We start from the raw sequence: 23,251 nt of genomic DNA, 5'->3' as shown, positions 1-23,251 counted from the left end.
AGTCCCCCGGAACCGCGGCGATATCGGGAGGCTTCCTCGAGACCTCCGCTGCACTTCGGCACCTCAGGACGAGGGCGCGGGCGGGGTCACTCCCCGCCCTCGTCCCCGGCGAGCGACCACTCGAGCACCCGGGCGAGGTGGTCGTAGGCGCCGTACCGGCTGGCGTATTGCGGGTAGGGCCGCGCCGTGTAGGCCGCCTCGCCGGTCATGAACCGGGCCACCAGCCCCCGGAGCCGCGCGGCGTGCTCAGCCACGATCGCCTCCACGCCGCGCTCCTCGCCCCGGGGCGGCTTCACCGGGATCGGGACGAAGGGCTTCCGGCCGCCCGAGGCGTGGACGTAGAGCAGGTCCGGCGTCGTCTTCACGGCCGGCAGTTCCGCGAAGGCGCCGTGCATCAGCATCGCCGCCTCCAGGGTGAGCTGCGGCGAGAACCCGGAGAAGATCATCTTGCCCGAGGGCGGCGTCCCGGTCTTGTAATCGACGATGCAGGCGGTGCCGTCCGGCCGCAGCTCGATCCGGTCGGCCCGGGCGCGCAGCGTGAAGGTCTCGCGCCCCATCGGGATCGCCCAGCGCCCGGAGACCTCCGGGTAGACCCGGGTCAGGCCGGGCCGGCGCTGCGCCTCCCAGTCGAGATAGGCCGAGGCCATGCGCTCGTAGCGCGGCCACCACTCGGCGTAGAGGTTCGGGTACTCCGCCTCGATGTCGCCGAAGGCGTTCACCGCGAGGTTCAGCAGCCGCTCGGCCGCGTCCGGCGGCAGGTCCGCGGGATGGCGGGCGGCGAACTCCGCGAAGACGTCGTGCACCAGAGAGCCGCGGGTGGCGACGCCCGGCGCCGCCGCCAGCGGGTCGAGCGGGTCCAGTCCGAGCACGTGGCGGGCGAAGATGCTGTAGGGATCGCGCACCAGCGTCTCGATCTCGGTGACGCTGAGCGAGCGCGGGAACAGCGCCGGGTCCGGCTTCGGCGCGGGGCGCTTCAGCCGCGGCTCCGGCGGCGCCGCGTCGAGCCGCGCGGCGAGGCCCGTGAGCCGGCGCCCCGCGTGCAGGACGCTGTCCCAGCGGGCGTCGCCCGAGAGGGCGCGCAGGCGCTGGATCAGGCGCGACGGCACGGTCGGCGCGCCCTCCCGCTTCAGCGCGCGGGTGATCACCGCGTCGCGGCAACCGAGCGACTGCACGAAGTCGTGGGCCATCTGCCCGATCCGCCGCTCGGGCGGGTTGAGGCCGACCCGCTCGCGCATCGGCCGGTTGAGGAACGAGTCGGTCAGCGTGCGCACCGGCCAGACGCCCTCGTCCAGCCCGCCGAGCACCACGCGATCCACCGAGAGCAGGCGCGCCTCCAGCAGCCCGAGGATGCGCAGGCGCGGATGCGGCGCCTCGCCCGAGCAGGCGACTTTGCGCTCCCGGGCGAGCGACGTGAAGAAGGTGGCGTAATCGTCGAACCGCCCCGGCATCAGGCCGGGCTCGGCCATCTCCAGGTCGTCGAACAGGGCGTCGAGGCAGGACAGGGATCCGTCCGTCTCGACCGGGGGACCGTCCTCCGGCCCGGCGATCAGCCGGTCGCACGCCTCACGGTGACCCGTGGCCGTGGTGACGAGGTCGCAATCGCCCGCGCCGTCCGGGCCCGGGAAATCCCGGAACACCAGATCCAGCCGGTCCAGGAGGTCCGCGGCCAGTTCCCAGTCGACGTCCTTCAGGCGGCGCTTGGCCCGGGGCCGGTGCTCGGGCGGCCCGGCGCGCTCGGCGGCGAGGGCCTTGCGCAGGCCGTCGAAGCCCGGGGCCGGAACGGGGCCGCGCAGCAATCCGATCTCCAGGGCGGCCGCGCCCCGGACCACGTCGGGACGCGGCAGGCCGAGATGGACCATCGGATGGGAGAGCAGCGCGATCAGCCGGGCCGGGATCGCGTCGGCCTGATCGCGGGCGAGGTCGGCGGCGAGTTCCGCCGCGAGCCGGGCGAGCCGCCCGGCCGGGCTCACGGCCAGGGACAGCCCGGCGGAATCCTCGGCCACGATGCCCCAGCGCAGCAGCTCGACGGCGACGCGGCCGGCGAGCCCGCGGTCGGGCGTGATGAGCGCCGCGGTGGCACCGGGGGTCTGCAGGGTCTCGCGCAGCGCCAGCGCCGCGACCAGCGCCTCCTCGCGCTCGTCGGCCGCTTCGGCGAGCGCGAGCCCCGCGAGGCCGAGGCGGGCGACGGTGTCGCGCGCGGCCGGGTCGAGGGCGGCCCACGCGTCGGTGGTATCGGCCGGCCGCAGGGCCTGCGACAGGAGCGCGGCTCGCGCCGCCTGGCCGGGGTCGGGCTCGCCGAGGGCGACGACCTCGGCGCGGTCGAGGTTGAGGTTCTCCGGTCCGAGCAACCGGTGCAGCACCGCCTGCGGATGGCCGTGCGCGATCACGCGGGAAAAACCCTCGCCGGTGTCGATGCCGTCCCAGCCGGCCGCGTCGAGGTCGAGATCGAGCCCGGGCAGGACCACGGCGCCGTGGGGCAGCTTGGCCACGGCGGCGATGAGCCGGGCCGTGGCGGGGACGGAGCCCAGCGATCCAGCGACGATCACCGGGTCCGGCGTCGCGCCGCGCGACAGGCGCCGCTCCTCGGCGAGCACGAGCCCGCGGGCGCGGGCGACCGGATCGGCGAGGCCCCGCTCGGCCAGGAGCTTCGGCCAGTTCTCGGCAGCGATCTTCACGAAGTCGAGGGTCAGGCCGAAGTAGCGGGAATACTCGGCCTCGACGGCCGCGCCGATCTCCGACCAGGGCAGGCCCTCGACGGTGAGCGCGTCCATCAGGCGCTCGAGATCGCCAGCGAGCCCGACCGCGTCGGCGGGGGAGGACGGCACGAGGAACGGCACCTCGGCGTCCAGCGGCAGCAGCGTCCGGTCGACGGTCCTGGCCCAGGCCTGGACGAGGCGGGCCAGGATCAGCCGGCGCTCCAGCGGCGGCATCGGGATGCTCAGGGGATCGGCGTTCTCCTCCAGCAGCGGCTCGGCGGCGAGGTCGAGCTCGGCCTCGTCGGCCTCGCCGAGCGGCACCATCCGCGGCAGCAGCGTCGCCTGGCCGGGCGCGTCCCGGCCGAGCCTCTCGGCCAGGATCGCGCCGAGCGCCCGAGCCGCGCGACGGGTCGGCAGGTAGATCGTGACGGAGGCGAGCGCCAGCGGATCGTCCGCCACCGGCCCGACGAGGCGGCCGGAGAGCAGCGCCTCGGCGAGCGTCGGCAGGAACGGGACGCCGCGGGAGATGGTGAAGACGGCCTGTCGGGCGGGCATGGCTGGGCTTCTACGCCCGCGCCGGGGCGGCGGACAGGGGACGATGGGCCGCTGGGGAACGATCGCGCGGCTTCCCTCCCCGCATCGGAGGAGTTCGGTCGCGCTCCGCCGCTGACCTCAGCCCCTCGCCCTCGCGGCGGCGCCGTAGCCGGCGCGGCGGCCGAACACGACGCCGGAGGTCAGCCCCGAGCCGCCGGGATAGCCGTTGAAGAACACGCCACCGACCATCTCGCCGCAGGCGTAGAGGCCGGGAATCGCGCCGCCGTCCGCGCGCTTCACGCCGCCGTCGTCGCCGACCTCGACGCCGCCGTAGGTGAAGGTGATGCCGCCCGTGACCGGGTAGGCCTTGAACGGCCCGGTCTCGATCCTCTGCGCCCAGTTCGACTTCGGCAGGGCGAGCCCCTTCGTGCCGCGCCCGTCCTTCACGGTCGGGTCGAAGGGCACGCTCTCGTCCACGGCGGCGTTGAACGCCGCGATGGTCCGCCGCGCCGCCGCGCGGTCGATGCCCTCGAGCTTGTCGAGGAGCCCGTCCAGGGTGTCGGCCTCGACGAAGTGCGCGTCGTGGAACCGGTACTCGCTGTAGAGCAGGTGATCGACCTTGGCGTCGAAGATCTGCCACGCCACGTGCCCGGGCTGCTCCATGATCGAGCGGCCGAACTGGGCGTAGGTGTAGTTGCGGAAATTCTTGCCCTCGTCGACGAACCGCTCGCCGTCCGCGTTCAGCATGAGGCCCAGGAAGTAGCAGATCTTCCGGTAGTGCTTGCGCTCGCCGTGCGGCAGCTCGAGGTTGCCGTAATCGGGGGTGTGCAGGTCCATCGGCGTGGCGTGGCAGCCACCGTAGAAGCCGTGGGCCTTCGCGCCGAGGTCGAGCGCCATCTGTAGCCCGTCGCCCTGGTTGTGGGGCGTGCCGCGTACCCGGGCCTTGTCCCAGCCCTCGCCGATGAAGCGTGTCCGGAGGGCGGCGTTCGACTCGAAGCCGCCGCAGGCCAGCACCACGGACGTCGCCCGGACCGGACCCTGCGGCGTCTCCACGCCGACGACGCGCCCGTCCTCCACGATCAGGCCTCGGGCCGGGCAGCCGTAGCGGATCTCGCCGCCGGCCCGGGTGAAGGCCTCCAGCTCGGCCCGGGCGAGGCCGAACCCCTCGTCGTGGGTGGCCAGCGTCAGGCCGCCCCAGAACACGAAGCGCCCGTCCTTCTCGAACGCCTGACGGGAGTAGATCGGCTCGAACTTCACCCCCTGCGTCGCCAGCCAGCGCAGGGCCGCGCCGCTCTCGTCGATCAGGATGCGCTGCTCGCGCGAGAGCGGCCGCCCGTCGTTGAAGCCGAGCAGGTCCGCCTCGAATTTCTGTGCCGTGTAGGCACCGAAATCGGTCCGCGGCAGGCGCGGGTCCTCGGGATCGACCAGCAGCGGGATCAGGTCGTCGTTGCCCGCGTAGACGAAGCGCATGGCCCCGGCCGTGTAGGCGGTGTTGCCGCCGGCGAGGTCCCGCTCGGCCTTCTCGATCATCAGCACCGAGGCGCCGCGCTCCAGGGCGGCGAGACCGGCGCTCATGGCGGCGTTGCCCGAGCCGACCACCACCACATCCCACGGCGCATCGTCCGGACGCTGCATGCCTGCCTCCTCTCCAGTGGCCGATCTCAGCGCATTGTATACGTCTGCATGCAATTTCACGCAAGCGTTTCAGGCGTCACGCTTTCGCGCTATGGCCGAGCCGAGGAGAGCCGGACATGAAGGCCAGCGAAGCGGAGCGCTCCAGCGGCGCCGGCGCCTACGAGCGGCTGCTGCGGGCGATCGAGGAGGGCGAGCTCGCCCCCGGCAGCCGCCTGCGCGAGGCGGAGCTCGCCGAGCGGTTCCAGATCAGCCGCACGCCGGTCCGCGAGGCGCTCGGCCGGCTGGAGGCGCAGGGACTCGTCGCCCACGAGCCGCACCGGGGCGCCAGCGTGGCGCAGCTCGACTACGGGCAGGTGAGCGAGCTCTACGACCTGCGCGAGGTGCTGGAGGGGACGGCCGCGCGCCTCGCGGCGATCCACGCCAGCACGGTCGAGACCGAGATCCTGGAGGAGATGGTCGCCCGGGACCGGACGCTGCTCGGCGACGCGCCCGCGCTGGCACGGACCAACCGGCTGTTCCACCGCCAGATCCACGGGGCGGCGCGCAACCGCTTCCTGCAGGGCACGCTGGAGACGATGCGCCTGTCGCTGGTGCTGCTCCCGGGCGCCACCACGCTGGCGGCGCCCGACCGCGCCGCGGAATCGCTCGCCGAGCACGCCGCGATCGTGGCGGCGATCCGAGCCCACGACGGGGATGCCGCCGAGGCCGCGGCCCGGGCCCATATCCGCGCCGCCTTCAAGGCGCGGATCCGGATCTGGCAGGAGAGCTGAGGGCCCCCGACCCTCAGGCGTGGGCCGGCACGCGCTCCAGACTGGGCCGGCCGCGGAACAGGGCGAGCGTCGCGACGATGCCGCAGGCGGCCGCCGCCATCAGCCAGTAGCTCGGCGCCGCCCGGTCGCCGGTCTTCTCGATCAGGAAGGTCGAGACCATGGGCGTCGCCGTGCCGAACAGCGCGGTGGCGAGGCTGTAGGCCAGCGAGAAGCCGCTGGCGCGGACATGGGCCGGCACGACTTCCGAGAGCGAGACCACCATCGCGCCGTTGTAGACTCCGAAGAAGAACGAGAACCACAGCTCGACGGCGAGCATCTTGCCGAAGGTCGGATCGGCCACGAGCCAGTGCAGCGCCGGGTAGGTCGTCAGCAGCGACAGGGTCGAGATCGTCAGCAGCACCGGCTTGCGGCCGATGGCGTCCGACAGGGCTCCGCCCACGGGCAGCCAGACGAAGTTGGTGATCGCCACGAACAGCGTCACGATCAGGCTGTCGGTCTCGGTGAGCTTGAGGACGTTCTTGCCGAAAGTCGGGGTGTAGACGGTGATCATGTAGAACGTCACCGTCGTCATCGTGGTCAGCATCATGCCGAGCAGCACGATCCGCCAGTTGGCGGCCACCGTGGTCAGGATCTCGCGGGTGGTCGGGTGGCGGGTCCGCTTGGCGAAGTCCTGCGTCTCCTGGAGCGACCTCCTGATGAAGAAGATGAACGGCACGATCAGGCAGCCGATGAAGAACGGGATGCGCCAGCCGAAATCGCCGAGCTGCTGCTTGGTCAGGAACGCGTTCAGCCCGTAGCCGATCAGGGCGGCGAACATGATCGCCACCTGCTGACTCGCCGACTGGAACGACGTGTAGAAGCCGCGCCGGCCCGGCGTGGCGATCTCGAACAGGTAGATGGAGACGCCGCCGATCTCGACGCCCGCCGAGAAGCCCTGCAGCAGGCGCCCGGCCAGCACGATCAGCGGGGCCGCGACCCCGATCGTGTCGTAGCTCGGGCAGAAGGCGATGAGCACCGTGCCGCTCGCCATGATGGCGAGGGTGATGATCAGGCCCTTCCGGCGGCCGATCCGGTCGATATAGGCGCCGAGCACGATCGCCCCGAGCGGCCGCATCAGCGCCCCGAGCCAGAAGGTGCCGAAGGTCAGGAGCAGCTCGGTGGTCTCGTTGCCCGAGGGGAAGAACGCCCGCGCGATGTAGGTGGCGTAGAACCCGAACAGGAAGAAGTCGAACATTTCCAGGAAGTTGCCGCTCGTCGAGCGGAGGATCGCGCCGATCCGCGACTTGAGCGTGGCCCCGACGGCCCCGGGATCACCGGCCATGACGACGTCCTTTGCGGGTGCCCGTCAGGCACCGATCCACTTCATGGCGACGATCGTGCCGGTCACCGTCAGCGCGCCGCCGATGCGGGTGGCGATCTGCGCGAAGGGCATCAGGGCCATGCGGTTCGCCGCCGTGAGGATCGCCACGTCGCCGGTGCCGCCCTGGCCGCTGTGGCAGGCGTTCACGATGGCGGTCTCGATCGGGTACATGCCGAGCCAGCGGCCGACGAAGAAGCCGACTGTCATCAGCGTCACGACGGTCGACACGATGGTAATCAGGTTCACCAGAGTGAAGGCCGCCATCAGCTCGTGCCAGGGCGTCAGCGCGACGCCGATGGCGAAGAGCAGCGGGTAGGTCATCGAGACCTGGACGAACTTGTAGACCACGAAGCCGCCGGCCTGGAGATGGGGCGACACCGCGCTGGCGAGCTTCGCCAGGACGGCGAGGAACAGCATCGCCACCGGCGCCGGCAGGCCGACGAGGTGGTGGGCCATGACGCCGAGCAGGTAGAGGGTGATCGCCGTGAGCCCGGCCGCACCGATCGTGGCGGGATCGATCTGGCCCTTGGCCGCCTCGGCCTTGGCCTGGGCGTCGCTCGACTTGATGCCGTCCGAATCGGGCTGGAGTCGGCCCTCGCCGGTGAGGTGCGGGTAGCGCTTGCCCACAGAGTTGAGCGTGCCCGACAGGATGATCGCGGTCAGGGAGCCCAGCATCACCGGCGGCAGCACCTGGGCGAAGACCACGCCCTGCTGCATCCCCAGGATCGCCGCGTAGCCGATGGAGAGCGGGATCGCCCCCTCGCCGACGCCACCCGCCATGATCGGCACGACGATGAAGAAGAAGGTCTTGTAGGGGCCGAGGCCGAGGAGCGTGCCGACCAGCGTCCCGACCAGGGCCGCCGCCACCGAGCCGAGGGCGAGCGGCGCGAAGATCTTGAGGAAGCCCTTGATCAGGACCTCGCGGTCCATCCCGAGGATTGAGCCGACGATGATCGTGGCGATGTAGATGTAGAGGAAGTTGGTGAACTTGGTGAAATCGGTGATCGCCTTGACCATCTGCGGCGGCACCAGGGCGTAGTAGACCAGCGCCGAGGGGATGAAGGTCGCGAAGATCGCCCCGGCGCCGATGTTCTTCAGGATCGGGATCCGCTTGCCGATCTCCGCGCAGGTGAAGCCGCCCATCACCAGCACGGCGATCATGGTCGGCCCGTCGGGCTTGATCTCGCCCTCCTGGACCAGGACGGTGAGGAGGATCGCCAGCACGACGAAGATCGGGAGCGGTATGATGCCGATCTTGAAGTCGATCAGCCGCCACCAGACGTACGGCCAGAACCGGGCCGCGCGCCCGTCCTCGGCCCGGCCCTCCGCCGGCGACGGGATCGGGCTCGGTGAAACGGTGCTGGTCATGGCGTCCCCCCGGATCTCTGACCGCTCGCGGGCCGCTTCGCCGCGCCCTCGCGACCGCGCGCCGGGCCGCGATCCATCGGATCGCGCACGATCGGCGGCGATAAAGTGACATCCGGCGTATCAGCGCGGATGAAGGGCGGCAACGCGATCCAGGGAACAAAGGACGCGACCTGTCCCGTCGGCCGGGATTAAGATCCCGCCTCTGTCGTGATCACAGTTCAGAGAATAGGCCACGCGGCCGACCGGGCCATGACGGCATCGGACGGGGACAGGCGACGGGACCGAGGCCCCGCCGCCGGGATCGTCGATCAGAAGTCGCGCTGGACGCGGAAGCGGACCTGCGAGACCGAGTCCTGCGTCACGGTGCGCGGGACGAACGTGCCGCTGTTGATGCCGGCGACGTTGGCGTAGGCGGTGGGACTTTTGTCGGTGTCGATCGCGCGGCCGTGCTTCACGCCGATCTGGGTGTAGAAGGCCTCGACGCCGATATCGAGGTCGCGCACGGGCGACCAGATGATGCTGCCGCCCGCGACGAACTGATAGGTGTCGCGCAGCGCTTGGCTCAACTGGTAGAAGCGGGTTCCTGGCGCGCCGACCGCGTTGGAGCCGAGATTGGCGGCGCCGTTGAAGCTCAGGACGTTGTAGAGCGCGCCCTGGGCGAGGCGCGCGTTGCGGGAGAAGTCCTGCTCTCCGTAGGCGCCGAAGACCGCCGAGCGCCATTCCGGCGTCCAGTAATGCAGGAACGACGCGACCGCCGAGAAGGATTGCGATGTCTGCAACTGGCCGGTGAAGGGGTTGACCGTCGCGTCCGAGAAGCTCTGGTAGATCTTCTGGCCCTGGAAGCCGTTGTTGAGCTGCGTGTAGCAGCCGGTGAAGGCGCAGTATCCCGTATACATCTGCGCGCCGTCGGCGTAGGCGCTCTGGAGATAGAGGGCGTCCCCCGGCGCGACGAAGGGGGCGTTGACCTTCAGGCCGCCCTGCACCGCCCAGCCCTCGACGCTCCTGGTGTGCGCGACGCTGACATTGGCGCCCGCCGCGGGCGTCGCCGCGATGTTGCCGACGTTCAGCTCGTGAACCGCGGCGGAGAGCTGCGCCGAGCCCCAGCCCTGATCGACGCGCAGGACGCCGACGACATCGGGCAGCCGCTCGCGCTGGATGCTGTCGACACCGCTGACCCCGATCGGTGCGCCTCTGAAGTAGCCGACGAAGACCGGGCTGACCGGCGACGCGGTGCCGGCCGGCGCGTAGATCGGGCTGCGCCGGAAGACCGGGTCCTCGACCGACAGCGTGGCCGACAGCCCGTCGCCGGCCGTCACCGTGTAGGCGAGGAGGTTGGTGGAGGAGACGTCCGAGCCCGCGGTCGCGCCGTAGATCTCGAAGTCGTGGGCGTAGAAGTCGAAGAACGACGCCGCGCGACCGGCGGTCAGGCCGGCGAACTGGATGAACGCCTTGTCGACGTTCATGAACTGCTGCGCATGCCCGGCCTGGTCGACGCCGGTGGCGTCGTAGGCCTGCCCGATGCGCGCCTGCGTCCCTGAGCGCGCGTAGCCGGTGCGGGATCCCGCATCGAGGCGGACGAAGGCGCGCAGGGTGCCGTAAGCGGTCTGCGTGCGGGCATCGAGGTTGATGCGCAGACGCGCCTGATAGCCCGCGCTGTCGCCGGCGTTGGTGCCGGCCTGCCGCGTCGACGCCGTCATGTACCCGCCCTCGTACCGGGCGCGGCCCGAGATGCGCAGGCAGGTGTCGGTGCCGGGGATGTAGAAGAAGCCGGCGCCGTACGCGCCGCAGACGCGGACGTACTCGACCGGGACAGCCTTCTTGATCGGCAGGTCGGCGGCGTGCGCAGCGCCCATTGTCGCGAACGCGGTGGCAGTCGCCAGCAGCGATGATCTCAGCAATGTCATCGATGTCTCCGGAATTTGAAGCTCAATTCTCGCAAACGGATGAGCGAAACCGGACACACCAAATATAATCCACGAGTTATTCGCAGATCATTGGCATGTTCTCGCTCGCCACGGCGGTTTTGAGGCCCATTTGCCCGGCGACGATGTGCAGAGGCCCCACCGCGCGCAACAAAGATTCAGATTTATCTTCAATCTTGCAGATGAACGTTGCGCGTCCGCAACAAAATATTATCTAATAATGCAAAATCGGAGATAATTACTCAGTATATCTATATATTATCAGGTTATCCGGACGGATGAAATATTGCTAAAACCGGCTCGTTCGAACGACCAGCACCAATCGAGAGGCGACGGCCCGGAAGTCGACTCGGAGCTGTCTTGCGGGCCGTCTCTGACCGGACAGGCGTGGCGGATGCAGTCAGAACCGCCTGGGTGCCCCGCGAACGGCACGCGGTCGCCGGCGAGCGATTCGACGCGCGGGTCCTGCCCGTCCGACGCGTCGGCCGGAGGCTCGGCTCATTTGCGGGACGGCACGTGTCGCACGGCGCGGCGGCGTTTGCCCGGCTCGATGGACGCGGCGCGCGCCCGGAAAGCGGGTCCGAACGAATGATGGCGCGCATCGGCGGCACCCTGCGCGCGGGGCCGCGCATCGCCGGCCCCTATCATGGGTCGGTCAACGGACCGGCCGGGAGCGGGCGGGATCGCGGCGCGGAACGCACCGGGTCGCGTGCCGACCGCGCGCTGGCGGCCGGAGGCGTTACGGATCCAGGGCGGCCCGGCACAACGAAAAAGGCCCGGCCGAAGCCGAGCCTTGAGGTTCCTGAAGCACGGGGACCGGCGCGGAGGCCGAGGCCCCGGCGCCGGTGGAGTGGCTTAGAAGTCGCGCTGGACGCGGAAGCGGAAGGTGGACACGCTGTCCGCCGTCGTGGTCCGCGGCACGAAGGTGCCGTTGTTGATGCCGGCGACGTTCGCGTAGGCCGTCGGGCTCTTGTCGCGGTCGATCACGCGGCCGTTCTTGACGCCGATCTGGGTGTAGAAGCCCTCGACACCGATATCGAGATCCTTGACCGGCGACCAGATGATGCTGCCGCCCGCCACGAACTGGTAGGTGTCGCGCAGCGCCTCGCTGAGCTGGTAGAACCGGCTGCCCGGCACGCCGACGCCGTTCACGCCGAACGAGTTGCCACCGGTGTTGTTCGCCAGCGCGAAGGCCGCGCCCTGGGCCAGACGAGCGCCGCTGCCGTAGCTCATCTCACCGTACGACCCGAAGAAGGCCGAGCGCCACTCCGGCGACCAGTAGTGGAGGTACGAGGCCGTCGCGGTGAAGCTCGTGGACTGCTCCAGCTGACCCGTGAACGGGTTGAGCGTCGCGTCATTGATGTACTGCGCGAACTTCTGGCCCTGGATGGTGGCCGGGTTCTGCGAGTAGCAGCCGCTGAAGGCGCAGTAGCCGGTGTACATCTGGGCACCGGAGCCGTAGGCGCCCTGCAGGTAGAGGGCGTCGCCCGGCGCGATGAACGGCGTGTTGATCTTCAGGCCGCCCTGCACCGCCCAGCCGTACGAGTTGCTGGCGTGCGGGATGCTGATGTTCGAGCCGGTGCCGGTGCCGGCGCCGTTGGCCACGTTGCCGACGTTCAGCTCGTGGACGGCGGCCGAGACCTGAGCCGAGCCCCAGGCCTGGTCGAGGCGCAGGGCGCCGACGAAGTCGGGCATGCGCGAGCGCTGGATCACGTCGACGAAGCTGTACCGGGTCGGCACGCCGTTGGTGTAGCCGATGAACACCTCGGCCGGCGACTGAGACTGCGCGAAGTTGGCGAGGTTGGCGTTGACCGTCACGCCGCCCGGGTTGTTGGTCTGCGAGAAGATCACGCTGCGGCGGAAGACCGGGTCTTCGGCCGAGATCGTGGCGGACAGGCCGTTGCCGAGCGTGGCCGTGTAGGCGAGCAGGTTGGTCGAGGCGATGTCGGAGCCGAGCGTGGCGCCGGCGAACTCGAAGTCGTGGGCGTAGAAGTCGAAGAACGACGAGGCGCGACCGGCGGTCATGCCGGCGAACTGGATGAAGGCCTTGTCGACGTTCACGAACTGCTGGGCGCGGCCGAACTGGTCGATGCCGAGGCCCGGGAAGGCCTGGCCGATGCGCTGCTGGGTGCCGGAGGTGCCGACGCCGGAATAGCCGGTGCGGGAGCCGGCATCGAGGCGCACGAAGGCGCGCAGGGTGCCGTAGGCGGTCTGGGTGCGGGCATCGAGGTTGATGCGCATCCGGCCCTGGTAGCCCGACGTGTCGCCGTTGCTACCCTGACGCGAGTAGCTGGTCATGTAGCCGCCCTCGAACCGGGCGCGGCCGGAGAGACGCAGGCAAGTGTCGGTGCCGGGGATGTAGAAGAAGCCGGCGCCGTAGGCGCCGCAGACGCGAACGTACTCGATCGGGACCGCCTTCTTGACCGGGAGGTCGGCGGCGTGGGCTGCGCCTACCGCCGCGAACGCAGCAGCAGACCCGAGCAATGAGCTCTTCAAGAGCTTCATAGACATCTCCAAAGCTTCGAGACCCAATGATGCGGACCTGCCCGGTTATCCGGGTCTAGCCGCACGTTCTGTAGGTTTGGCCTGCGTCTTAGGTGGCAGGCTCCTGCGGGCTCTCGCTTGGCGATGCCCCCGTGCACGATCACCATGTGCGAACGGGTTTCCGCGAGCAACGAGGATTCGCGGCTGCCTTGGCAGTTCCAGCGCGATGTTGCGGCCTGGCAACATTCTCGGGGCGCTTTAGTCGGCAACGGTCCGCCGAATGTGCACGAATGCTGTCCTGAGCGGCTGAGCTGCCGCGCCGACGGGCAGCCTTTCGCCCGGCCCCGACCCGGGACCGGGCGGCTCACGCCGTCCCAGCCGATTCGCCGGCGCCGGACGGGCGCCTTACATGGGCGGCGTCAGCCCGTCCTTTCCGACGGCGACGCGCCGCGCCGTGATGCGGCCGTCGTCCCCGCGCGCGGCGATCACGAAGACCTTGGCGCCGGGCGCTACGGCCGCGGCGCTGGCGGGCTCGAAGCTGACGACCGGCGCCTGTGGCGGCACCAGGATCTGCAGCGACTGGCCCTGACCGTAATCGACCGTGAGGGTCCGCTCCGCCCCGCCGCGGCTCGCCTTGACCGTCCCGTTGGTCATCGCGCTCTTCACGCGGGGCGCGTCGGGAGCGGTCGAGCGCACGTCCGCCTTCACGGTTCCGTTGGTCATGGCGCTCCGCACCGGCGCCCCGCCCGCCGTGTGGTCGGGGATCATGTCCCAGTCGTAGTGCCCCTCGCCGGTGCCGCGCATCGCCTCGGGAAACAGCACCACCTCCAGGGCCACCGGCGGCTCGCCCTTCGTGGCCGTGCCGATGAAGACCCCGTCCCTGATCGCGTCGAGACTTGACGGGACCACCCAGGAAACCTTGGCGTCGGGGGCGAGCACCACGGTCTCCGACGCGCCGTCCCGTGTCTTCAGCGTGAAGCCGCCGCCCGCGACCGCCTCGACGGTCCCGCGCAGGCGCTCGACCTTCGGCGCCGCCTGCGCACCGGTGGTGACGGCCAGCAGCCCCATCAGGGCGAGCGTCGTGAGTTTTGCCATGGGGGTTCTCTTCCTGGTGCCGGGATTGTCGCGACCGGCTGGACGTGGGGCGGGATGATGGGACGTCAGCCCACGAGGGCCTGTGACATCGCATCCGGGTTCGCGCCCGTGCCCGGCCCGGTTACGCGTCCCCGGCCTGTCCCAGACAGATCAGGAACGGCGCGGCCGCAGCCTCCGCGGCCGCCTCGACGGCCCGGTAGCGCCGCACCACGTCGGCGCCGAAGGCCGAGAGGCGCGCGCCCCCGCCGGCCCGGCCACCGGTCTGCGCCTCGACCACGGGGCGGCCGAAGCCGGTGTTCATCGCCTCGACCAGCAGCCAGGCCCGGCGGTACGACATGCCAAGCGCGCGGCCGGCGCCCGCGATGGAACCGTGCTCGGCGATCATCTCCAGGAGCCGCACCTTGCCGGGGCCGAGGCGGTGCCCCGGCCCGAGATCGATGCGGATGCTCAGCCGGGGCGCCGCGCCCGCGGCCCGGGCGGGGCTCCGGAGCGGGTCGGGTACGGCGCTCAGGCGGGGAGCGCCAGCAGCGCGAGACCGGCCGCGGCGAGGCCGGCACCGAGGGCCGGGGCGGCCCGCGTCGCTCCGATCCGCGACGCCGCGGCGCCGAGTCCGATCCCCGCGGCGTGCAGGAGCGCGGTGGCCGCGAGGAACCCGAGGCCGAAGGACAGGCCGGAGGCGGTCTCGGGCATCTCGGCACCGTGGGCGTAGCCGTGGAACACCGCGAAGACGCCGACCAGGGCAGCCAGCAGGGCCACCGGCGCGCGCAGGCCGACGATGGCGGCGAGGCCGAACACGACGATGGACAGCGCGATCCCGAGCTCGACATGCGGCAGCACCGCGCCGGCCATACCCAGCCCCGCCCCCACGCTCATCAACGCCAGGAACGACAGGGGCAGCGCCCAGAGCGCCCGTCCGCCTCGCAGGCTGGCGAGGAGGCCGACCGCGACCATCGCGAGAACATGATCGGCGCCCAGGAGCGGATGGAGGAACCCCGCCTCCGCGCCCGTCGCGGTGCCGTGCCCCGGATGGGCGAAGGCCGCCTGGGGCAGCAGGGCGAGTGCGGCCGGCAGGAGCGCGAGGCATGTGGCGGAACGGGCGGAGAGCGGTCGCTTCATCGGTGATCCTTCGCTGGACCCGCGAAGTTGTAGCGCCCTTCCGCCGCCTCTGCGAGGGGCGGGTGGCCGATGATCGCCGCACCGCGGCGGCGCCCGGTTTCGCGGGCGGCCCTCAGAGCGACATCGCCTCGTGGACCGCGGACGGCGCGAACGGCTCCGAGAAGGCGGCCCCGACACCGTGGGTGAAGTGGCGCATCACGGTGGCGGTCTTTCGCCCGACCCGGATCATCGCCCCGATCTCCAGCGCGTGGTCGACGAGCAGGGCGACGCCGGAGGCCGAAACGTTGAGGACGTGTCCCTGGAGGGCCTCGCCCGATGCAGTGGTGATCTGGACGATCTTCTGCTTCGGCACGATCCGACGGTGCGCGCGGATCGGTTCGGGTTGCAGGTCCTGGGCCTTTGCCAGCGTCACGAACTGACGCGCGACGTGAGTGAGAATCGCGCGTCCACCGCGGACACAGACAACGAACTCCTGACCGGCGACGCGGGCGATGCGGGCCTCGAGCGTGCCGATATGGCGGATGCTGCAGGTGAGATGCTCACCCGGCACCAAGAGCGACGAGGAGCGGAACCGGATGCCCTCGGTCGAGACGTCGGCGGTCACGGCGTAGAAATCGCGACGCCGCTGGTTCCAGCACAACGCGGGCAACATGACGATGTGCCGCCGGACCATCACACCCGCATCATCATAAAGAATACATCGGCGACCTTCTGGGGCCGAAGTTTCTTCTGGCCTGTTCAGGCAATGCGTAAAATTGGACTTATCCCGATCTAAGTCGCACCTCAGATCCGGCGCTCACGAAGCTGTTCGCAGGCCGATCTCGACCTTGGCGCGGTCGCGCCGTCATCGAACGCCGCCGGCCGGCTCGAAACGGTGGCCTCAGAGGCTCGCGGCGCGGATTGAATAAAAGATGCATCCTGATTGTATGGCATGGATGCTGCCTGGGATTGTGCATGCCAAACGGCCGCGCAACACTGCCGGCCGCCTCCGGAACGGACCGGCCGGTCCGCTCCGCTTCTCCCGCCTCCACCCGGATCGGTCTCATGTTGCGTTACGCCGCCTGTCTCCTCGCCGGGCTCGCCCTCACCGGGCCCGCCGCCGCGCAGACCCTGCGCTACGGCATGATGGAGGATCCGGACGCCCTCGACCCGACGCTCGCCCGCACCTTCGCGAGCCGGATGGTGTTCGCGGCGCTCTGCGACAAGCTCGTCGATATCGGCCCAAACCTGAAGCCGGTGCCGCAGCTCGCGACTTCCTGGGAGCTGTCGCCCGACGAGAAGGCGCTGACCATGCACCTGCGTCCGGGCGTGCTGTTCCACGACGGCGAGAAGCTCGACGCCGCGGCGGCCAAGTACTCGATCGAGCGGCACATGAAGATGCCGGGCTCGCAGCGCCGCTCGGAGATCGCGCCGATCGACACCGTTGACGTGGTCGACGACCTGACCTTCCGCATCAACCTGAAGCAGCCGTTCGCGCCGCTGCTGGCGCAGTTCACCGACCGCGCCGGCATGATGGTCTCGCCCAAGGCCGCCGAGCGGCTGGGCGACAAATTCGCCTCCGGGCCCGTCTGCGCCGGGCCGTACAAGTTCGTCGAGCGGGTGCCGCAGGACCGGATCGTGGTCGAGCGCTTCCCCGATTACTGGAACAAGGATGCGATCCACATCCCGCGGATCGAGTTCCGGCCGATCCCCGACGCGACCGTGCGGCTCACCAACCTGCGGGCCGGGCAGCTCGACCTCCTGGAGCGGCTCGCCCCCACCGACGTGGCGCAGGTGAAGCGCGACGCCAAACTGAAGCTCGACTCGACCACCGAACTCGGCTTCCAAGAGATCCTGTTCAACCCCCATAAGGCCGGCTCGGCCGTGGCCGACCCGAAGGTGCGCGAGGCCTTCGAGGCCGCCATCGACCGCAACGCCATCAATCAGGTCGTCTACAACGGCGAGTTCCTGGCCGGGAACCAGTGGGTCAACCCGAAGAACCCGAACTACGTGGCCGAGTACCCGATCCCGAAGCGAGACGTCGCCAAGGCCAAGGCGCTGCTCGCCGAGGCCGGCAAGCCGAACCCGCAGATCACGCTGACCGTCTACGCCAACAGCGAGTCGCCCCAGGTGGGTCAGGTGATCCAGGCGATGACCAAGGAGGCCGGCTTCGACGTGAAGATCCAGGCCGTGGACTTCACCACGGCGCTCGATGCCGCCGACAAGGGGAATTACGAGGCGCAGCTCTATTCCTGGAGCGGCCGCTCGGACCCGGACGGCAACACGTTCAGCTTTCTCTCCTGCAAGGCGGCGCTGAACTACCCGAAGTACTGCAGCCCGGAGGCCGACGCGGCGCTCCAGGCCGAGCGGGGCACGATCGACCCGGCCAAGCGCAAGGCCGCCTGGAAGGCCCTGGCCGATCAGGTGCTGAAGGACCGGCCGGGCATCTACATCCTGCACCGCAAGCTGCTCTGGGCCTACAGCCAGAAGATCACCGGCTTCGTGCCCTATCCGGACGGGCTCGTGCGCTTCACCGGGCTGAAGCTCAACTGATGCTCCGGTTTCTGGCGCGACGCCTCGCCCTGGCGGTCCCGACCCTGATCCTCGCCTCGATGATCATCTTCGCCCTGCAGCAATTGCTGCCGGGCGACGTCGCCACGGCGCTCACCGGGGAGGAGCGCGATCCGCAGGTGATCGCCTTCATCCGGGAAAAATACCACCTCGATGAGCCCCTGCCGGTGCGCTACGCCTACTGGGCCGGCGGCGTGCTGCGGGGCGATCTCGGCGAGTCGATCCGGCTGCAGAAGCCGGTCTCGGAGCTGATCGTCGAAAAGCTGCCGGTGACGCTCGAACTCGCCTGCCTCGCCATGCTGGTGGCGCTCGCCATCGGCGTGCCGATGGGGGTGCTCTCGGCGGTCAAGCGCGGCCAGGCCGCCGATACGATCGCCAACGGCGTGGCGCTCTGGGGCCTGTCGGTGCCGAACTTCTGGCTCGGGATCCTGCTGATCCTGCTGTTCTCGGTGGAACTCGGCTGGCTGCCGGCCTCGGGCTACGTCTCGCCGTTCGAGAGTTTTTCCGAAAACCTCGCCGCCATGGTGATGCCGGCCTTCGTGCTGGGCAACGCCATCGCGGCGGTGATGATGCGCCACACCCGCGCGGCGATGCTGGGCGTGCTGGGCTCCGACTACGTCCGCACGGCCCGCGCCAAGGGTGTCTCGCCACTGCGCGTCACCTTGCGGCACGCCCTGCCCAACGCCGCGATCCCGATCATCACGCTCGGGGCTCTGGAATTCGGGCAGCTCCTGTCGGGGGCGGTGCTCACCGAGCAGGTCTTCTCCGTGCCGGGCTTCGGCAAGCTGATGGTCGATGCGGTGTTCAACCGGGACTTCGCGACCGTGCAGGGCGTCGTGATCTGCACCGCCGCCACCTACATCGCCCTGAACCTCGCCGCCGACCTGCTCTCCGCGGCCGTGAATCCGAAGCTGAGGCGGGCATGAGCACCGGCACCCCCATCGCCGAGGCGGCCGGCCTCGGCGCCCCCGCCGGAGCCCCGGCTCTGATCCAGGAACCCGGCACGCTCGCGGCCTTCTGGCGGCGCCTGCGCGCGCGGAAGAGCGCCGTCGCCGGCCTCGTCATCGTCGGCCTGCTGATCGTGATGGCGGCCTTCGCCCCCTGGATCGCCCCCTACGATCCGACCGCCACCGACTGGGCCAACGTCCGCGGCGCGCCGAGCCTCGCACACCCGTTCGGCGGCGACGAGGTCGGGCGCGACGTGCTCTCGCGGATCATCTTCGGCGCGCGGGCCTCCCTCGGCGCCGGCCTCGTCTCGGTGGCGCTCGCCGTCTCCCTCGGCCTGCCCCTGGGATTGCTCGCCGGCTACTCGGGCGGCTGGATCGACGGCGCGATCTCCCGACTCACCGATGCGCTGCTGGCGATCCCGTTCCTGATCCTGGCGATCGCGCTCGCCGCCTTCCTGGGCCCGAGTCTCGTCAACGCGATGATCGCCATCGGCCTGTCGGCTACCTCGACCTTCATCCGCCTGACCCGGGCGCAGGTGCGCGCCGTGGCGGCCGAGGAGTTCGTGGAGGCGGCCCGCGCCATGGGCAACCCGCCCTGGCGGATCGCCCGCGTCCACATCCTGCCCAACATCGTCCCGGCGATCCTCGTCCAGGCGACGCTGACCATCGCGGCCGCGATCATCGCGGAGGCGAGCCTGTCGTTCCTCGGCCTCGGCCAGCAGCCGCCCGAGCCGTCCTGGGGGGCGATGCTCAACACCGCCAAGAACTTCATGGACGAGGCGCCCTGGATGGCGATCTGGCCCGGCCTGTCGATCTTCCTCGCGGTGCTCGCCTTCAATCTGTTCGGCGACGGCCTGCGGGACGCCCTCGATCCGAGGCAGCGCACATGACGGCCGCGATGACGAAGCCCCTCCTCGACGTCCGCGACCTCGCGGTCGCCTTCGACACCGACGGCGGCGCGGTCCACGCGGTCAACGGCGTGTCCTACACCCTGCACGAGGGCGAGACGCTGGGGATCGTCGGCGAGTCCGGCTCCGGCAAGAGCGTGCACGTGCTGGCCATGCTGGGCCTGATCCCGCGCCCGCCCGGCCGCATCACCGGCGGACAGGTGCTGTTCGAGGGACGCGACCTCCTCGCCCTGAAGGAGCGGGACCTGCGCAAGATCCGCGGCGGCGCGATCGGCTTCGTGTTCCAGGACCCGATGAGCTCGCTCAATCCCGGCATGACCGTGGCGGCGCAGATCGTCGAGCCGCTGCGCATCCATCTCGGCCTCGACGCCCGCGCGGCCCGCGCCCGGGCCCGGGAGCTGCTCGACCTCGTGCGCATCCCGAACGCGGCCGCGCGCCTCGACCAGTACCCGCACGAGTTCTCCGGCGGCCAGCGCCAGCGCGTGATGATCGCGATCGGCCTGAGCTGCCGGCCGAAGCTTCTGATCGCCGACGAGGCGACCACGGCGCTCGACGTCACCGTCCAGGCCGAGATCGTCTCCCTGGTGCAGGAGCTGAAGCGTGAGCTCGGCATGGCGATCATCTGGATCACCCACGACCTCGGTGTGGTGGCGGGCATCAGCGACACCGTGCAGGTGATGTATGCCGGCCGGATCCTGGAGCGCGGCCCGGTCGACGACATCTTCGCCGATCCCCGCAACGCCTACACGCTCGGCCTGCTGCGGTCCCTGCCGGATCTCTCCGGCGGCCGCGCCGGGCGGCGGCGCCTCCACCAGATCGAGGGCGCGCCGCCGGACATGCGCCATCTCCCGCCGGGCGACCCGTTCGCGCCGCGCAACGCCTACGCGACGCCGCGCTGCCGGGCCGAGATGCCGCCCCTGGCGCAGGCGCCCGGCGCCGCTCCGGGCCACCTCGTCGCCGCCTGGTACGATTTGCCGAAGCTCCTGGGTGAGGAGGCCGCGCGATGAACGCGTCGCAGCAGCCGGTCGTCTCGGTGCGCGACCTGTCCAAGCATTATCCCCTCCGCTCCTGGTGGGGCGGCAAGGGCGCGGTGTTCCGCGCCGTCGAGGGCGTGAGCTTCGACATCCGCCCCGGCGAGACCCTCGGGCTCGTCGGCGAGTCCGGCTCCGGCAAATCCACCATCGGCCGGGCCGTGACCATGCTGAACCCGCCGACCTCGGGCACCATCGCCTTCGAGGGCACCGACCTCGCCAAGCTCTCGGCGGGCGCCATGCGCAAGATGCGCGCGCGGATCCAGACCGTGTTCCAGGATCCCTACGCGGCCCTCAACCCGCGGATGAGCGCCGGCGAGTACGTCGCGGAGGCGTTCAAGCTGCATCGGCGGGACATGCGCGGCCCGGAGCGGCGGGAGGCGGTGGCGGCCCTGTTCCAGCGAGTCGGGCTCGATCCGCGGTTCATGGGGCGCTACCCGCACCAGTTCTCGGGCGGCCAGCGCCAGCGCATCTGCATCGCCCGGGCGATCGCCCTGAAGCCCAGCTTCATCGTCGCCGACGAGCCGATCGCGGCGCTCGACGTCTCGATCCAGGCGCAGGTGGTGAACCTGCTGCAGGACCTGCAGGACGAGATGGGCCTGTCCTACCTGTTCATCTCGCACGACCTGCGGATGGTGCGCTACCTCTGCCACCGGGTCGCGGTGCTCTGGCGCGGGCGGATCGTCGAGCTCGCCGAGGCCGACGCGCTCTACGAGGATCCGCGCCACCCCTACACGCGCCGCCTGCTCGCCGCGGTGCCGGTGCCGCACCCGGCCGACGAGCGCGCCCGCCTCGCCGCGCGGGACCTCGCCGGCCACGACCAGCCGCCCGACGGGCCGCTCACCGAGGTGGCGCCGGGGCACTGGGTGGCGCTGCCGAGAGGGCAGCACGCGTGATCGTCCAGGCGATCCTCGATCGGAACAACCGGTCAGCCCGGCCTCCGCCGTCATCACGAGCGCAGCGGAGTGACCCAGGGCAGCGCGAGGTTGCCCGGCGTTGCGCCGACTGGATTGCTCCGCTGCGCTCGCAGAGACGAGGCGGCGAAGCCATCCGTCATGGCCGAGGCCGCGCCGTCATCTGCGTCACCGCCTCATCCCGAGGTGGCGATGTGCATCGAGCGGTGATTCTTTAAGTCACCCAGCAGAGCAGGACATCCCGTGAGAGACTTCTCCGCCCCCGGCCGCTCCCCGGTCTACGCCGCCAACGCCGCGGTCGCGACCTCGCACCCGCTCTCGACGCTCGCCGCCATCGAGGTGTTGCGCGCGGGCGGCAATGCCGTCGATGCCGGTATCGCGGCGGTGGCCGTGCAGTGCGTGGTCGACCCGCTGATGACCGGGATCGGCGGCGACTGCTTCGCGCTCTACGCCCCCGCGGGCGCCACCAAGCCCATCGCCCTCGATGGCTCGGGCCGCGCGCCCGCCGCCGCGACGCCCGACTGGTACGCCGAGCACGGCGTCGCGATCACGCCCACCTCCCCCCACGCCGTGACGGTGCCGGGCGCGGTCGCGGCCTGGGATCTGCTGGTGCGCGAGCACGGCACCCGGTCGATGGGCGAGCTGCTCCAGCCGGCGATCCGCTACGCGGAGGACGGGTTCGTCGTCCAGCAGCGGGTCGGCTGGGACTGGCTGCGCGGCGCCGAGCGCGTCGCCGCCGATCCCCACGCCGCCGCGACCTACCTGCCCGGCGGAGAGGTGCCGGCGATCGGCAGCGTCGTCCGCTTGCCGAAGCTCGCGGCGACGCTCCGGGCGATCGCCGAGGCGGGGGCGCGCGCCTTCTACGAGGGCCCCGTCGCCGAGGACATGGTGAGCCGGCTGAACGCCCTCGGCGGCCTGCACACGCTGGACGACTTCGCCGCCGCGCGGCCCGACGTGGTCGCGCCGGTCTCGACCCGCTACCGTGGCTACGACGTCTACGAGTGCCCGCCCGCCGGCCAGGGTCTGGCGGCGCTGATGATGCTGAACGTGCTGTCGCACTACGATGTCGGCGCGCTCTCCGACCTCGACCGGCTCCACCTCTTCGCCGAGGTCTGCAAGCAGGGCTACCATCACCGCGACGTGCTGTTCGGCGATGCGGCCCTCGCCAACGTGCCGGTCGAGCACCTGCTCTCCGACGCCTGGAGGGCCGCCGCCCACGGCGCGATCGACATGGGCCGGGCCCGCGAGCCGGAGATCTATCCCGAGATCGCCCGCGAGATGGCCGAGGGCCGCGCCCACAAGGACACGGTCTACCTCTGCGTGGTCGACCGGGACGGCAACGCGCTGTCGCTGATCAACTCGATCTTCCAGGGCTTCGGCTCCGGCATCCTGGCGCCCGAGAGCGGCGTGCTGCTGCACAATCGCGGCCTGTCGTTCCGCACCGAGGGCGGCCACCCGAACAGCGTCGGGCCGGGCAAGCGGCCGATGCACACGATCATCCCCGGCATGCTGATGAAGGACGGGCAGGCCGTCGCGCCGTTCGGCGTCATGGGCGGCCATTACCAGGCCATGGGCCATGTCGAGCTGCTGTCGGGCCTGCTCGACCGGGGCCTCGACGTGCAGGAGGCCCTCGATGCCCCGCGCAGCTTCGCCTACGGCGGCAGCCTGGAGGTCGAGGGCGGGATCCCGGACAGCGTGATGGCGGGGCTGAAGGAACGCGGCCATCCGGCGATCCGGGCACCCCTGCCGCTCGGCGGTGGTCAGGTCATCTGGATCGACCGGGAGGCCGGCACGCTGGCGGCCGGCTCGGACCCGCGCAAGGACGGGGCGGCGCTGGGGTATTGAGAGGCGTGGGAGGATGGGCGCCGCCGGCGCTCATCCTTTGGCGGCCTCAACGGCGCTCTCTGTCAGCACCGCCGTC

Annotated in this window: 17 protein-coding genes; 7 read left to right on the top strand and 10 right to left on the bottom strand. The window is 70.8% G+C overall.

Annotated elements, in window-relative coordinates; translation table 11 throughout:
- Positions 1–86 precede the first annotated feature (86 nt).
- Both addB and tcuA read right to left on the bottom strand, forming a co-directional pair.
- Entirely contained in the window at positions 87–3,251 is a 3,165-nt protein-coding gene (gene addB, locus ACLBYB_RS06810) for a double-strand break repair protein AddB (RefSeq protein WP_447698313.1), read from the bottom strand.
- A gap of 117 nt (positions 3,252–3,368) precedes the next feature.
- Positions 3,369–4,865, bottom strand: coding sequence for an FAD-dependent tricarballylate dehydrogenase TcuA (gene tcuA / locus ACLBYB_RS06805; RefSeq protein ID WP_447698312.1), 1,497 nt, complete (start codon positions 4,863–4,865; stop codon positions 3,369–3,371).
- A 116-nt stretch (positions 4,866–4,981) separates the two neighbouring features.
- On the opposite strand from tcuA, the gene ACLBYB_RS06800 reads away from it, so the two are divergent.
- Positions 4,982–5,635: a GntR family transcriptional regulator gene (locus ACLBYB_RS06800; protein WP_056531487.1), complete on the top strand. Its 654-nt coding sequence runs from the start codon at positions 4,982–4,984 to the stop codon at positions 5,633–5,635.
- Between the two features lie 13 nt (positions 5,636–5,648).
- On the opposite strand, the gene tcuC is transcribed toward ACLBYB_RS06800, so the two are convergent.
- The 8 genes from tcuC to ACLBYB_RS06760 all read right to left on the bottom strand — a co-directional run bounded on the left by tcuC (position 5,649) and on the right by ACLBYB_RS06760 (position 15,632).
- Positions 5,649–6,956, bottom strand: a complete 1,308-nt coding sequence (tcuC, locus tag ACLBYB_RS06795) for a tricarballylate/proton symporter TcuC (RefSeq protein WP_447698311.1) — start codon at positions 6,954–6,956, stop codon at positions 5,649–5,651.
- Positions 6,957–6,980: 24 nt separating this feature from the next.
- On the bottom strand, positions 6,981–8,363 hold the full coding sequence (locus tag ACLBYB_RS06790; protein WP_447698310.1) for a 2-hydroxycarboxylate transporter family protein: 1,383 nt from the start codon (positions 8,361–8,363) through the stop codon (positions 6,981–6,983).
- A 308-nt stretch (positions 8,364–8,671) separates the two neighbouring features.
- The gene (locus ACLBYB_RS06785) at positions 8,672–10,267 is read right to left on the bottom strand and encodes a porin (RefSeq protein WP_447698309.1); all 1,596 of its coding nucleotides are present in this window, start codon (positions 10,265–10,267) and stop codon (positions 8,672–8,674) included.
- 873 nt (positions 10,268–11,140) lie between these two features.
- Positions 11,141–12,790 carry a porin gene (locus ACLBYB_RS06780; protein WP_132368113.1) on the bottom strand — a complete coding sequence of 550 codons (1,650 nt, stop codon included), beginning with the start codon at positions 12,788–12,790 and terminating at the stop codon, positions 11,141–11,143.
- A gap of 384 nt (positions 12,791–13,174) precedes the next feature.
- The gene (locus ACLBYB_RS06775; RefSeq protein WP_447698308.1) at positions 13,175–13,864 is read right to left on the bottom strand and encodes a metal ABC transporter permease; all 690 of its coding nucleotides are present in this window, start codon (positions 13,862–13,864) and stop codon (positions 13,175–13,177) included.
- A gap of 121 nt (positions 13,865–13,985) precedes the next feature.
- Positions 13,986–14,309: a winged helix-turn-helix domain-containing protein gene (locus tag ACLBYB_RS06770; protein ID WP_210186914.1), complete on the bottom strand. Its 324-nt coding sequence runs from the start codon at positions 14,307–14,309 to the stop codon at positions 13,986–13,988.
- Positions 14,310–14,371: 62 nt separating this feature from the next.
- Complete coding sequence (locus tag ACLBYB_RS06765) at positions 14,372–14,980, bottom strand: HupE/UreJ family protein (protein WP_447698307.1); 609 nt, start codon at positions 14,978–14,980, stop codon at positions 14,372–14,374.
- A gap of 112 nt (positions 14,981–15,092) precedes the next feature.
- Positions 15,093–15,632: a pilus assembly protein PilZ gene (locus ACLBYB_RS06760; protein WP_447698306.1), complete on the bottom strand. Its 540-nt coding sequence runs from the start codon at positions 15,630–15,632 to the stop codon at positions 15,093–15,095.
- A gap of 392 nt (positions 15,633–16,024) precedes the next feature.
- On the opposite strand from ACLBYB_RS06760, the gene ACLBYB_RS06755 reads away from it, so the two are divergent.
- The 6 genes from ACLBYB_RS06755 (at position 16,025) to ggt (ending at position 23,175) form a co-directional block, all read left to right on the top strand.
- Positions 16,025–17,512 carry an ABC transporter substrate-binding protein gene (locus tag ACLBYB_RS06755; protein WP_447698305.1) on the top strand — a complete coding sequence of 496 codons (1,488 nt, stop codon included), beginning with the start codon at positions 16,025–16,027 and terminating at the stop codon, positions 17,510–17,512.
- A complete protein-coding gene (locus ACLBYB_RS06750) occupies positions 17,512–18,456 on the top strand; it encodes an ABC transporter permease (RefSeq protein WP_447698304.1) in 945 nt (314 codons plus the stop codon). Before ACLBYB_RS06755 ends, ACLBYB_RS06750 begins: the two co-directional genes overlap by 1 nt.
- On the top strand, positions 18,453–19,367 hold the full coding sequence (locus tag ACLBYB_RS06745) for an ABC transporter permease (RefSeq protein WP_447698303.1): 915 nt from the start codon (positions 18,453–18,455) through the stop codon (positions 19,365–19,367). Before ACLBYB_RS06750 ends, ACLBYB_RS06745 begins: the two co-directional genes overlap by 4 nt.
- A complete protein-coding gene (locus tag ACLBYB_RS06740) occupies positions 19,364–20,392 on the top strand; it encodes an ABC transporter ATP-binding protein (RefSeq protein ID WP_447698302.1) in 1,029 nt (342 codons plus the stop codon). Before ACLBYB_RS06745 ends, ACLBYB_RS06740 begins: the two co-directional genes overlap by 4 nt.
- Complete coding sequence (locus ACLBYB_RS06735; protein ID WP_091979334.1) at positions 20,389–21,312, top strand: ABC transporter ATP-binding protein; 924 nt, start codon at positions 20,389–20,391, stop codon at positions 21,310–21,312. The genes ACLBYB_RS06740 and ACLBYB_RS06735 overlap by 4 nt, the downstream gene beginning before the upstream one ends.
- 261 nt (positions 21,313–21,573) lie before the next feature.
- Positions 21,574–23,175: a gamma-glutamyltransferase gene (ggt, locus tag ACLBYB_RS06730; protein WP_447698301.1), complete on the top strand. Its 1,602-nt coding sequence runs from the start codon at positions 21,574–21,576 to the stop codon at positions 23,173–23,175.
- The last annotated feature ends 76 nt before the right edge of the window (positions 23,176–23,251 follow it).

It is taken from the genome of Methylobacterium sp. D54C, assembly GCF_053345595.1.
The sequence above is the reverse complement of the archived record's forward strand: the minus strand, read 5'-3'. Positions and strand labels throughout refer to the sequence as shown.